This is a genomic window from Amycolatopsis sp. NPDC057786 (genome assembly GCF_042797905.1).
Lineage (GTDB): Bacteria > Actinomycetota > Actinomycetes > Mycobacteriales > Pseudonocardiaceae > Amycolatopsis.
Map to the genome: position 1 here is coordinate 33982 of NZ_JBHVKW010000040.1, position 12404 is coordinate 46385.

Here is a 12404-nt window from a genome sequence, read left to right on the forward strand (position 1 = left end):
GGGGGGGGGGGGGGGGTGACCGCGCCCCGTGGGGGGGGGGGGGGGGGGGGGGGGCGCGGCGGGGCCGTGGGTGGGGGGGGGTTTTCCCCAAAAAAAACCACACCCCCCCCCCACGACTCCCAGCCAAAACCGCGCACTTAATCATAAATCAGGCATTTCACCGCTCGGAAGTGTCCCTTGTGGACACTCCAGGGCACGGTCCGCTCCCTTGGCCAGTCCGGAACTTCGTCACGAAGGCCTCCTGCCCACCTTGAAGCCATCGAAGAGTCCTCCTCGGAGGCTCACCCTTCGGCCGCTACGAGCGGAGCCGTGATACGTCCACGAGTCGACCCGAACGTGTCAGCGCCACGTTATCGCGTCCGCTTCGGACTGAAATTCCCGGCGAGGCCGAGCACGGCGGCGCTACCGGAGTTGGCGCCGCCGCACGTCGGGGACCGCGGGTCAGCAGGTGCAGATGCCACCGTTCGTGACTCCGGCGATACCGTTACCGCCCGCGAGGCCGCCGGTCCCGGACGGCGTGGCGATGGTGTCCGCCCCGTCGTCGATGGTTCCGGAGTTCCCGAGGCCGCCGGCCCCCGCGGCACCGCCGATGCCACCAGGACCGCCAGGACCACTGCAGCCCGTGCCTCCGTTGCCGCCGCCGGCGCCGTTACCGCCCTTGCCACCGGTCGCGGCGATGAGGTCGACACCGGTTCCGCCCGTGAGAGTTCCGGAGTTCCCGATCTCGCCGGCACCACCCGCGCCGCCGACACCACCGGCGCCGCCAGGCTGGACGGCGGCGGAACCGTTGCCGCCCTTGCCACCGGCACCGCCGTTGCCACCGAGCCCGCCGTTGGCCTTCAGCGTGTCGATACCGGCACCACCGGTGATGGTCCCGGTATTCCCGGCACCACCCGCGCCACCGGCACCGCCGACACCACCGGCACCACCGTTGGCGGTGACGGCGTCGAGACCGGGATCGCCGAGATCACCGGTGAAGGTTCCGGAGTTCCCGACGCCACCGGCCGCACCCGCGCCACCGATACCTCCGGCGCCCGCGCCACCGGCCACGAGGCCACTGTTTCCACCCAGACCGCCGAGACCGCCGTTTCCGCCCCTGCCCGCGGTGAAGGTCGCGGTGTCGCTGCCCGCGCCACCGGTGACGTTCCCGGCGTTGCCGGTACCGCCGACGCCACCGTTACCGCCGGCACCGCCCGCACCGCCGGCGAATCCCACGCCGCCCTGGCCGCCATTACCGCCGTTACCGCCGGCGCCACCGGTGACGGTGATGCCGTCGGTGCCGGCGCCGCCGTCGATGACGCCGGTGCTCCCCACACCGGCACCGCCGACGTTTCCCGCTCCGCCGTTGCCGCCCGCGTCTCCCGCAGGGGTACCCGCGGTGCCGTTGGCACCTGGCGGGCCGTTGGTGCCCGCGACACCGGCGACACCGGTGACCCTGATCGTGTCGTTACCGGCAAGACCGTTCACGGTGCCGTTCACGGCACCGCCGGTGATGGTGATGACGTTGTTCCCCGCGGTGCCGTTCAGCACCTGACCGCCGGGAATCCCCGCGGTACAGGTGAAGTTGGCGCCGATCTGGGTGCAGCCCGGCGGGAGCGCCCACGCCTGCGCGGGCACCAGAAGAGCGAAACCCGCCGCGGTGCCCACACCGGTCAATGCCCGGCCCGCCCGGACCGCCGTGCTGGTACGTGCTGTCGATCTCATGATCAACCTTCCACCTGGGAAAGGGTCCGGGACTGCTGCCTCGGACCTGCGAGGTGGTGTGGATGACCGGGGGTCTGGGGTCACTGCCCGGTGCCGCGTAGCTGAGGGCACCGGATCGACCAACACCCTCGACTCGTTCGAGCCTTCGCCCTTTCACCAGGCCTGGCAAGGCAAACGGTGGCGGGTCACCCGTACGTGGGCGAGGATTCCGGAGCCTTGCCGGTTCACCGTTCCGCGTCGGGGTGCTCTCCACGGACGACGGCGACGGGACATTCGGCGTAGGCGATCAGCGCCTGGCTGGTCGATCCGAGGAGCATGCCCTCGAATCCACCGCGCCCCCGGCTGCCGACGACGAGAAGCCGCGCCCCCGCACCGATTTCGAGCAACACGCGGACAGGCCTTCCCTTGCGGACGACGATCTCGACCGGAACCTCCGGGTACTTCTCCCGCCAAGGAGCCACCTGCTCCTCGGTCGACTTCCTGTCGGCGGCCTCGATCCCGGCCGGATCGACGGCGAGGAAATGTGGCCGGATCGCGCCGTGGTCGACCAGTTCCGACCAAGTCCGGACGACGGTCAGGCGAGCGTTCCACAACCTCGCTTCGTCGAACGCGAACCCGAGGGCCGCCTCGCTCACCGGCGAACCGTCCGTGCCAACGACTACCGGCCCCGCCTGGGGCGCGGCATCGTCCGGTCGCCGATCCCTGGCCACGACGATCGGGCAATGGCCGTGATGGGCGAGCGCGACCGCGGTGGAGCCCACCAGCATCCCGGTGAAACCGCCGAGTCCCCGCGATCCGAGCACGACCGCCGTTGCCCTCGCCGACTCCTGGATCAGGGCGGCCGCGGGGTTCCACTCGCGGAGCGCGGTCTCGACGAGGAGATCCGCGTGTCTGGCGAGCACGGCTTCCTTCGCCTCGGAAATCCATGCTCGGCCGCGGCTCTCGAAACCTTCACGGACCCCTTCGAACGAGGGGATCACCCCCGGCATCTTCACGACCGGGATCGTGAACACGTGGACGAGCCGCAAGGGCAGCCCGCGTTTCACGGCCTCGTCCGACGCCCATAGCGCGGCGGTCCCGGCGGACCGTGACCCGTCGATCCCAGCGACGATGGACCTGTCCGTGCCGACCGGCATTTTCACTCCTCATGCTTTGGCTTCGTTCGACGATGGGCCTGCCGTCCGGTGACCTCCGGAAACTCACCGGCCCGCTCCGGCGACGTCGCCACGACCGCCTTCGGATTCCCAGCAGGAGAGGGCGTTCTCCAGGGCGAGCGGCATGCCGGACCCGTCGAGAAGTGTCTCCGGGCAAGCCACGTTGTTCTGCTCGGAGGCCAAGGCCAGCACCCGCCCGGCAGCCACCGGATCCGCCTCCGGGGGTATCACGACGAGAGTGACCCGCCGCATGTTCCCTCCGGTCACATGCACGACATGGACGTTCTGCGAGCCGATTCCCTCGAGTTTGACCAGCCGACCATGGCAGATCAGCTCGCGAACCGTGACCCCCCATGCGGACGGCGGGAACGCCACCCGCCACACCGGGCCGATCGGGCCGTTGAGCGCGATGGCGAGTTCGGGCACTTCGGCCGTCAGGTCACGGGACCGGGGCCACCAGGCACCGTCGACGAACCCGCTCTCCGAGTTGCGGGGCTTGAGGCTGAGCCGTTCACCCGCATCGCGGGGGAGGAAGTCGGCGCGCATATCCGGGTCCGGTCTCCGGCCGGGAAGGCCGGCGTAATGAAGAGCCGAAAATGACATCGGTCGTTCTCCGACGCGCGGAATACTCTCGGTATTTCCATGGTACACGGGAAAAACGGGCCGCGACGCGAACGGCGTAGAGTCGAGCGTATCCCGCAATCATTTGCGGGCAACCGGAAGAAGACGACATGACCGCCGATCGGAAAGACCTCGGCCTGATCACCGAACGGCTCCACCTCGGTGCCGGATTCTCCGCCTCCGAACACGAGTGGGTCGCCGAACGCCTGGCCGCGCTCGGTTCCAGGCTGCGTTCCTTCAGTGAAGGACAGGTCGACCTCGAAATCAGCGTCAAGGACCGGCACGGGGCGGGACAGCAGCTCACTCTCGAATGCAGGCTCCATCGCTTTCCCGGCCTGCATCTGGTGGCCGGTTCCTCGGCGCCGGACCTGCCGGTCACGCTCAACGAGGTCCGCACCGACATGATCCGCCAGGTCGACCACGCGAAGACGCGCACCGAACCGCGGCACAACCGCGCGCTGCGGCACTCCCCGGTCCCGCCCGCGTCAGGAGCGTGACCGCGAGGCGTAAGCGAGGATCGCGTCGATGTCCGCGGTGCCGTCGGCGACCTCACGGGCCAGATCCGCCAAGCGCAGGTGGTGGCCGCGGGCGTAGCCGCGCAGGGCGGTGAAGGCGGTTTCCATGTCCGGATCATGGCTGCGTGCGGACAGGACCCCCTTCGCCTGTTCGATGATCACCCGGCTGTTCAGCGCGGTCTGCAGCTGCTCGGTGAGGAGTTCGCTGCGGACGATGGCGCGTTGCTGCAGCAGCCCGATGGTGGCGACGTCGGCGAGTGCCTGGCTGAGCGCGGTGCGATCGGCGTCTTCCCGCACGGGTTCGGTGTGGAGCAGGGTGAGGCTGCCGATGACCATCCGGCGCAACCACATCGGGACGGCCTCCGCGGCGCGGAATCCGGCCGACGCCGCCGCGGCCGCGAACCGGGGCCAGCGGACGGCGTCCTCACGGAGATCGGTGCTGCGCACCGGGCTGCCACCGCGAAGGCAGTCGATGCACGGCCCGTCTTCGGTCTGTACCGCCAAGGTTTCCAGTAGCCCGGCCCGTTCGGAGGAGGCGGCGGCCATCCGGAGCCTGCCCTGGGAATCGACCAGTACGACGCCGGCGGCGGACACCTCCATCAGCCGCACGCATTGTTCGACGAGGGTGCGCAAGAAATCAGCTACGTCGAATTCGGTCACCAGGGTGTCGGCGAGTTCGACGAAGGTGCGCGCGAGCAGCCTTTCCCGTCCCACGGCCGCCGCGGTGCCATCGGACGCGATTTCCTGTGGTTTTCCTGTCATGATTTCATTCTCCCGTCCCGAGAACCAGTTCGCGCCTCACGATGCGCCCGCCGACCTCGTTCAGCGACAGGTGATGGGCATAGGCGTACGCGCGAATCCTGATGAGGGCTTCTTGAAGACTCACGTCGAGTTGAACGGTCACGATGCCGGTGGCCTGATGAACCACGCTGTGCAGTTCGCCTTGTCCCAGCAACCTCGCGCCCTGTGCCGCGTCGGCATCGTCCAGCAGGGCCACCGTCCCCGCCTCCGCCAAGGTCAGTGCGCCGGAAAGCCGTGCCGCGCTGAGCGGGCCCGCGGTGGTGCGGTACAGGTCCAGCACGCCCAGACGCGCGGCGCCGACCTGTAACGGGAACGAGAACACCGCCGCCACACCGAGTCCCGCCGCCCCTGGCGCGTAGGCGGGCCACCGGTCCTGCTCGGCGTCGAGATCCGGCACCAGTACCGCCTCGCCCGAAACGTACGCGTCCACGCTCGGCCCCTCACCCACCGTCAGCTGCAGATCTTCCAGGTGCTTCCCCGCCTCTCCGGTGGAGTGCACCAGGATCTGGGTGCCGTCGGCCAAAGCGCCGGTCATCACGCTCATCCCGGCACCGGAGACGGCCAATTCGGTGACGCACAGTTCGCAGATGCGCCGGACCAGGTCGAGACCGCCGTCGACATCACCGAGAAGCGCGAGAAGCCGGTCGGTCATGGCAAGGCGAGGCGGAAGATCTTGCGAATGACCGAGCCGAGCTGTTTCGACAGGGATCCGGTGTTGTAGGGCAGACCGTGCTTCTCGCAGATCTGCCGCACCTCGGCCGCGATCCGCGGGTAGCGGCGGGAGGGGATGTCCGGGAACAGGTGGTGCTCGATCTGGTGGCTGAGGTTCCCGGACAGCAGGTGGAAGAGCGGGCTTCCGGTGATGTTCGCGGAGCCGAGCATCTGGCGCAGGTACCACTGCCCCTTGCTCTCGTTCTCACTCTCCTCTTCGGTGAACACCTCGGCGCCGTCCGGGAAATGACCGCAGAAGATGATCGAAAAGGCCCACAGGTTGCGGATCAGGTTCGCGCTGACGTTCGCCGCCAGGGTCACCGGGAACAGCGGGCCGGTCAGCGCCGGGAAGATCAGGTAGTCCTTGCCCGCCTGCCGCCCCACCTTGCGCAGCATCGGGCCGAGCAGCGGGCGGACGTCGGCCCATGACCGGCGGCCCTGGACGATCCGGTCCGCTTCGAGGTCGTGCAGCATGATCCCGTACTCGAAGAACAGCGCCTGCGCCGCCGCGTAGAGCGGATTGCCGAGGTAGTACGGATTCCACTTCTGGTCTTCGGTGATCCGGATGATGCCGTAGCCGACGTCGCGGTCCTTGTCGAGGATGTTGGTGTAGGTGTGGTGCATGAAGTTGTGCGAGCGGCGCCACTGTCCGCTCGGGCAGACCATGTCCCATTCGAAGGTCCGCGAATTCAACGTCGGATCCTTCATCCAGTCGTACTGACCGTGCAGGACGTTGTGCCCGATCTCCATGTTGTCCAAGATCTTCGACAACGACAGCGCGCCGACACCGGCGATCCACGCCGGCGGGAACCACCCCGCGAACAGCAGCACCCGGCCCGACACCTCGCTGAGCCGTTGCACCACGACGACCCGGCGGATGTAGTCGGCGTCCTCCGCGCCGAGATCCGCCACCACACGCTGTCGCAGGGCATCCAGTTCCTTGCCGATGAGCTCGACCTGGCTTCGGTCGAGCACGCGGGTCGTCGTGGTCATGAGGCGTCTCCTTGGTCAGGTTCGGGTGGGCCGGACTCCGCGGGTCTGCTCGCGTGGACGTCGGCCGGGTCGACGTGTTCGTCGGCCTCGCTGCGCAAGGACCGGATGGCGGCGTTGATCACCGCCAGCAGGGGAACCGCCAGCAGGGCACCGGCGATACCGCCGACGAGCAGCCCGGTCGCGATGGCCAGCACCACGGCGAGCGGATGGAGCTTCACCGCACGTCCGAGCAGGAACGGTTGCAGCAGATGGCTTTCCAGTTGCTGGACGACGAGCACGACGCCGAGCAGGATCAGCGCCGGGACGAGCCCGTTGGCGACCAGCGCGATCAGGACCGCGACCGTGCCCGCCACCACCGAGCCGATGATCGGCACGAACGCGCCGAGGAACACCAGCGCCGACAAGGGCACGGCCAGCGGAACACCCAGTACGGCCATGCCGATACCGATGCCGACCGCGTCCACCGTGGCGACCGCGATCGTCGCCCGCACATAGCTGACGAGCGCCGCCAGGCTCCGTCGCCCGGCGACGTCGGCGCGGGTCCGCGTCGCGGCGGGCACCGCGCGCAGCAGGAACGCCCAGATCCCGGGTCCGTCCGCGAGCAGGAAGATCAAGACGAACAACACGAGCAGCGCCTGCGCCAGCACCCCGCCCACCGTCGCCGCCGTGCTCAGCGCGCCGGAGGTCAAGCCGGTCCGGGAATTGGTCAGCGTGGTCACCAGGTCGTTGACCGAATCCCGGAGTTGCGCGGCGCTGAGCTGGAGCGGGCCGGTGGTGAGCCAGTTCGCGATGGCGTCGACGCTCGTCGTGAGCTGGACCCGCAAAGCCGGGAGGCCGTTGACGAACGTGAGCACCATGAAGGTCAGCAGGCCGCCGAGCACCGCGAGCCCGCCGACCAGGACCATCACGACGGCGAGGCCGCGGGGAACCCGGTGGCGGGCGAGGAAGCTCACCGCGGGAGCGAGCATCGCGGCCAGCAGCAGGGCGATCGCCACCGGCACGACCACCGCGGCCAGGTAGCCGACGATCAGACCGAGCACATACAGGGTCGCGCCGATGACGAGCAGCCGCCACCCCAGCTCCGCGGCCGTCCGCACCAGGCGTGGGACCGCCAGGCGGGCGTCGTCGGGAACGTTCGGCTCGTGCCGGGAACCGGCCATGAGCAGGCCTCTCGTGCGCCGCGGACGGCTCGTCGGCTCATTCGGTCGTCACGGTGACGACATCGAACGTGCGCCGCCGGGTCCGGAGCGGTCCTTCAGATCATCGGGCGATGGCCGTCCTGCTCGTGAAGGCGACGATGTGCTGTCTTCGACGATAGCCCCCTGCACCCCGGAGCGCCGGGTCAGTACGACTCCCCTGGCCGGGCGGGGCGAACCGGCGGATCAGCATCGCGGCCGGTGACCCGATGCCCAGCCACACGATCACGGCGAGGCCGCTGTCGAGCAGCACACGGAACTTCGCGTCGGCCGGGTGCACAGGCCGTCGAACCCGGCCACCCCGTTCACGGGGTCGGCCTCACCGAAAACCAGCACGATCCACGCCGCGAACAGTCCACAAAGGACCCTGACGGCGGTACGGGGACCGACACCGTCCGGCCGTTCATCGGCGCACCCACCGTCGAGGCTTGGACATGACGACTCCGGGTGACACCCACCACCGTAGCCCCCTGATCCCGCTACCCGCCCCAGCGATGCGAGACCGGTACCTCCGGCAAGGAGGCCGATCCGGAACGGCCTCTTTCCCCTCTCCGCGCGGTAGACTGCCGAGACAAGCGCCGGAGTGCCCAGACACCGCCCTCACGACGATCGCCCGCCAACCGGTCGCATCTGTCCCCTTGCCGCGCGCCGATCTCGCGTGCGGCGAGCTTCAGCGGTGGCCGGCCAGTCTGGAGCCGGATCGTGAAACTCATAACGCTCGATCTTCGCCGTCCCCGACGTCCCCGAACGGAGGGCACGACGCCCGGCACGCCCCCGCGAAACAGGACGGAGCTCGGCGTCGTCCGCGCGGTCGTCGAAATCCCCACCGGCGGAGGCGAACCCCCCGTGCACCGTTCTCCGCCGTTGGCCGTGACCGTGGAACGACTCGGCCGGACAGTGGTGCTCATCGTGGACGGTGATCTGGACCTGCACACCGCACCCATGGCCCGCCAAGCGATCGAGTCGGCGCTGAGCCATCGGCCGCGGCGGCTGGTCGTGGACTTGAGTCTCGTCCAGTTCCTGAACTCCGCCGGGTTGGACGTCCTGTTGACCGCCCACCGGCAAGCCGTCCCACACACCGACCTCCGGCTCGTCGCCTCCACGCGCGCCGTCTGGCGGCCACTGCAGATCACCCGGCTGCACGAACTCCTGGTCATCCACGCCTCACGCTCGGCGGCCATCGCCTCACCCACCAGACCCGGCGGCGAGGACCGCTCACCGCCGTCATGAACCGGATCCCGCCTGCAGGAAGAAGAACCGACCATGTTCACCATGACCGAGTCAGCGGCCGAAGCGATCGACCACCTGACCGCGGCACAGAACGTCCAGACCGAGGGCGGCCTGCGCCTGACCCTCACCGACCGTCCCGAGAACGACTCCCCGTTCGACGTCGAAGTCGCCGCGCACCCCGCCGCGGGGGACGACGTGATAGCGACCTCGAGCACCCAGGTGTTCCTCGCCAGGGAAACCCGGATCCGCCTCGCCGACAAGATCCTCGACGTCCGCAAGGACATCGACGGCCACTACACCTTCGTGATCACGACCCCGGCGTGACCATCGGTGCCCTGCCCCGGGGGCTTCAGCGCGGCTTCGCGCCCACGCCATGCAGAAGCGTGTCCACGATCCGGTCGGCGAGCGCGTCCGGGTCCGCCGCCTCCGCGGCGTGCACCGTCTCGTCCATCATGGCGATGTAGACGCGTCGAGCCCAGATCAGATCGGCGTCGGGCCGGATGATGCCCGCCTCCTGCGCGCGCCGCAGCCCGAGATCGCACGCGGCGAAGACTTCGTCCTGGATTCGCGCCGCCGATTCGTCAAGCGCGGCCTGGCCGAGCGCGAACGGCCAGCTCGACTTCACCCGCAGGACGTTGGCGGTCGCCTGGTGCAGGGCGACCAGTGGCGGGGCGGTGGCGGGACGGGCGTCCCGCACCGCGTCGCCGACCTGCCGCCAAGCCGCTTCCACCATGCTCGAGATGAGCGCGTCACGGCTGCTGAAGCGGCGATGGATCGTGGTCCGCGCGACCCCCGCGGCCTCGGCGATCTGCTCCATGGTGGCCGCCGGATCGGCGCTGAGCAGCCGCTCGGCGGCTTCCAGGATATTGCGCGCGTTGCGCTTCGCGTCCGCTCGCAACGGTCCTTGTTCTCGGGTCTGTTCCGCCATCACGTCATGCTACACCCTGACCTAGTTGACACCTTAAGTGAAACAGTATGTTGCACATAGCGCCTATAAGCGTTACCGTTCGTCGCATGACAGAAATCGCTCTCATCACCGGCGCCTCCTCAGGCCTTGGCGCCGAGTTCGCCCGTCAGCTCGCGGCACGCGGCCGGAACCTGGCACTCGTGGCGCGTTCGGCCGGACCGATGAACGACCTCGCCGCCCCCCTTCGCGAGCGGCACGACGTGCGGGTCGAGGTGATCAAGCAGGATCTGGCCGAACCCGACGCCGCGGCCCGGGTCGCCGAAGAACTGGCGGCGCGTGGCCTGGAGACGGAGCTGCTGATCAACAACGCGGGCTTCGGCACCTGCGGCCGATTCGAAGAGATCCCGGCCCAGCGGGACCACGACCAGCTGATGGTCAACGTCGTCGCGACGACCGACCTGACGCACGCCCTGGTGCCGGCGATGCTGCGGCGAGGGCGCGGCGCCGTCGTCAACGTCGCGTCCACGGCGGGCTTCCAGCCGGCCGCGTACTTCGCGGTCTACAGCGCGGGGAAGGCCTTCGTACTGAACTTCAGCCTCGCCCTCTGGAGCGAGTACCGCGACCGGGGGGTCAAGGTGCTGGCGTTGTGCCCCGGGCCGGTGGAGACACCTTTCTTCGACGTGATCGGCACCCGCAAGGCCGCGGTCAACGGCCGGATGACCACCCCGGAACGCGTGGTCGCCAAAACACTGAAAGCCCTGGACCGCAACCGCGGTTACGTCGTGCCCGGGATGAGCAACTTCGCCGGCGCGCATCTGCAGCCACGCCGCCCGCGCAGGCTGATGGCCCGGATGAGCCGGCTCGTCACCCGAAAGGTGCTCTCCACCGCGTAGCCGACGTCGACGGTCCGTCCGGGAATGAATCGGACGACGGCCGGGTTGTACAGGGTGGTCGTAGAGTTTTGTGTTCGTGTGTTCATCACGCTCGCGGAATCGATGTTGCGAGCGCTTCTTTCTTTCCTTGCAGGACAAGCTGGAGAAGTCGCGATCTGACACCCCGGCCATGGGCGCCGCACGGTGCGGCACCCGTCAAGTCCCAGTAAGGAAATCAGTTATGACACAGGGAATCGTGAAGTGGTTCAACGCCGAGAAGGGCTTCGGCTTCCTCTCCCAGGAAGACGGCCCGGACGTCTTCGTGCACTACTCGGAGATCGACGGCCACGGCTTCCGTAGCCTCGACGAGAACCAGCGCGTCGAATTCGAGGTCTCGCAGGGCACCAAGGGCCCACAGGCCACCGGCGTTCGCGCCGCCTGAGGGCTGAACCAGCCCAGATCGTGCTCTGATCAGCGAAGACGCTGACGGAGAAACCAAGATCCCGGTGCCCTTCAACCGTGACCCGGTTGGGGGGCATCGGCCTGTCCGGACAGAGGTGTTCGCGTGCGGGTTTGTGCCCGTGCCGCGGTGGAACCCAGGTCGTGTAGGACGCTCCAACGGGAGAAGAACCTCACCATGACTGGATCAGCTGTTCCAACGACACAATCCTCGAAACCTCGCGACGGTGCCGACTTCGTGGAGCTCGCCCGCTGGATCAAGGACGCCGGGTTGCTGCGTCGGCGCTACGGCTACTACGCGGCGCGTATCGCGGCCAACGCCCTGTTACTGGCCGGCGGCGGGGTCGCGTTCGTGCTGCTGGGCGACTCGTGGTGGCAGCTGCTCACCGCGGCACTGTTCGCCGTCGTGTTCACGCAGTTCGCGTTCATCGGCCACGACGCGGGCCATCGGCAGATCTTCGGTTCCCGGCGCCGCAACGACGTCGTGGGATACGCGCACGGTGCGGTCACCGGGATCAGCTACGAGTGGTGGGTCGGCAAGCACAATCGGCATCACGCCAACCCGAACCACGAGGACGAGGACCCCGACATCGAGATCCCCGCGCTCGCGTTCAGCGATGAGCAGGCCAGGACCAAACGCGGCCTGCTGCGGTGGATGGCCAAATATCAGGCGCTTCTGTTCTTCCCGCTGCTGCTGGGCGAGGCCGTGATGTTGCGCATCGCGAGCGTTCAGGCCGTCCTGCGGCGCGAGGTCAAAGCCACGTGGCTGGAAGCGATCCTGCTCGCCACCCACCTGGTGGTCTACCTCAGTGCGGTGTTCCTCGTGCTGTCCCCGCTCAAAGCGGCCCTGTTCATCCTCGTGCACCAGGGATTGATGGGCGTGTACCTGGGCTGTTCGTTCGCCCCCAACCACAAGGGCATGCCCATCCTCGGCAAGGACGAACGACTGGACTACCTGCGCAAGCAGGTGCTCACGTCCCGCAACATCCTCGGCGGCCGCTGGGTGGACGAACTGCTGGGCGGGTTGAACTACCAGATCGAGCACCATCTGTTCCCCAGCATGCCGCGTCCCAACCTGCGCCGGGCACAACCACTCGTGCGGGATTTCTGCCGTCGACGCGGCATCTCCTACAGCCACTGCGGTCTCGTGGCCTCCTACGCCCGGATCCTGCGCCACTTGCACGCCGTCGGCGCACCGCTTCGCCGTCCCCACCGGCCGGAACCGTCGCCCGGCTGACCCG

General features: G+C 68.6%; 14 protein-coding genes. 6 read left to right on the forward strand and 8 right to left on the reverse strand.

Features of this window, described 5'->3' with window-relative positions; genetic code table 11:
• Positions 1–441: 441 nt before the first annotated feature.
• The 3 genes from ACFVM3_RS21260 to ACFVM3_RS21270 form a co-directional block, all read right to left on the reverse strand.
• Positions 442–1704 (reverse strand): hypothetical protein, encoded by a 1263-nt coding sequence (locus ACFVM3_RS21260; protein WP_378441017.1) that lies wholly within the window; start codon positions 1702–1704, stop codon positions 442–444.
• 224 nt (positions 1705–1928) lie between these two features.
• Positions 1929–2840, reverse strand: coding sequence for a universal stress protein (locus ACFVM3_RS21265; protein ID WP_378441019.1), 912 nt, complete (start codon positions 2838–2840; stop codon positions 1929–1931).
• A gap of 63 nt (positions 2841–2903) precedes the next feature.
• A complete protein-coding gene (locus ACFVM3_RS21270) occupies positions 2904–3404 on the reverse strand; it encodes a DUF5994 family protein (protein ID WP_378441021.1) in 501 nt (166 codons plus the stop codon).
• Positions 3405–3589: 185 nt separating this feature from the next.
• Between ACFVM3_RS21270 and ACFVM3_RS21275 the strand changes: the two genes are divergently transcribed.
• A complete protein-coding gene (locus ACFVM3_RS21275; RefSeq protein WP_378441023.1) occupies positions 3590–3976 on the forward strand; it encodes an HPF/RaiA family ribosome-associated protein in 387 nt (128 codons plus the stop codon).
• On the opposite strand, the gene ACFVM3_RS21280 is transcribed toward ACFVM3_RS21275, so the two are convergent.
• From ACFVM3_RS21280 to ACFVM3_RS21295, 4 genes are read right to left on the reverse strand one after another with little or no spacing between them, the layout of a single operon-like run.
• A complete protein-coding gene (locus ACFVM3_RS21280) occupies positions 3965–4756 on the reverse strand; it encodes a GAF and ANTAR domain-containing protein (RefSeq protein WP_378441025.1) in 792 nt (263 codons plus the stop codon). The genes ACFVM3_RS21275 and ACFVM3_RS21280 overlap by 12 nt on opposite strands.
• Before the next feature lie 4 nt (positions 4757–4760).
• Positions 4761–5447, reverse strand: coding sequence for a GAF and ANTAR domain-containing protein (locus ACFVM3_RS21285; RefSeq protein ID WP_378441027.1), 687 nt, complete (start codon positions 5445–5447; stop codon positions 4761–4763).
• The gene (locus ACFVM3_RS21290) at positions 5444–6499 is read right to left on the reverse strand and encodes a fatty acid desaturase family protein (RefSeq protein WP_378441029.1); all 1056 of its coding nucleotides are present in this window, start codon (positions 6497–6499) and stop codon (positions 5444–5446) included. The genes ACFVM3_RS21285 and ACFVM3_RS21290 overlap by 4 nt, the downstream gene beginning before the upstream one ends.
• The gene (locus ACFVM3_RS21295; RefSeq protein WP_378441031.1) at positions 6496–7659 is read right to left on the reverse strand and encodes an AI-2E family transporter; all 1164 of its coding nucleotides are present in this window, start codon (positions 7657–7659) and stop codon (positions 6496–6498) included. The genes ACFVM3_RS21290 and ACFVM3_RS21295 overlap by 4 nt, the downstream gene beginning before the upstream one ends.
• Positions 7660–8565: 906 nt before the next feature.
• Here ACFVM3_RS21295 and ACFVM3_RS21300 point away from each other — a divergent pair.
• Together ACFVM3_RS21300 and ACFVM3_RS21305 are read left to right on the forward strand one after the other, a co-directional pair.
• Positions 8566–8925: an STAS domain-containing protein gene (locus tag ACFVM3_RS21300; protein WP_378441033.1), complete on the forward strand. Its 360-nt coding sequence runs from the start codon at positions 8566–8568 to the stop codon at positions 8923–8925.
• Positions 8926–8967: 42 nt separating this feature from the next.
• Complete coding sequence (locus tag ACFVM3_RS21305; RefSeq protein WP_378441035.1) at positions 8968–9249, forward strand: iron-sulfur cluster biosynthesis protein; 282 nt, start codon at positions 8968–8970, stop codon at positions 9247–9249.
• Between the two features lie 25 nt (positions 9250–9274).
• Here the strand turns inward: ACFVM3_RS21305 and ACFVM3_RS21310 are convergent, their stop codons facing one another.
• The gene (locus ACFVM3_RS21310; RefSeq protein WP_378441037.1) at positions 9275–9853 is read right to left on the reverse strand and encodes a TetR/AcrR family transcriptional regulator; all 579 of its coding nucleotides are present in this window, start codon (positions 9851–9853) and stop codon (positions 9275–9277) included.
• 86 nt (positions 9854–9939) lie between these two features.
• On the opposite strand from ACFVM3_RS21310, the gene ACFVM3_RS21315 reads away from it, so the two are divergent.
• The 3 genes from ACFVM3_RS21315 (at position 9940) to ACFVM3_RS21325 (ending at position 12400) form a co-directional block, all read left to right on the forward strand.
• A complete protein-coding gene (locus ACFVM3_RS21315) occupies positions 9940–10725 on the forward strand; it encodes an SDR family NAD(P)-dependent oxidoreductase (protein ID WP_378441039.1) in 786 nt (261 codons plus the stop codon).
• A gap of 220 nt (positions 10726–10945) precedes the next feature.
• Positions 10946–11146: a cold-shock protein gene (locus ACFVM3_RS21320; protein ID WP_378441040.1), complete on the forward strand. Its 201-nt coding sequence runs from the start codon at positions 10946–10948 to the stop codon at positions 11144–11146.
• A gap of 195 nt (positions 11147–11341) precedes the next feature.
• Positions 11342–12400 (forward strand): fatty acid desaturase family protein, encoded by a 1059-nt coding sequence (locus ACFVM3_RS21325; protein WP_378441042.1) that lies wholly within the window; start codon positions 11342–11344, stop codon positions 12398–12400.
• Positions 12401–12404 lie beyond the last annotated feature (4 nt).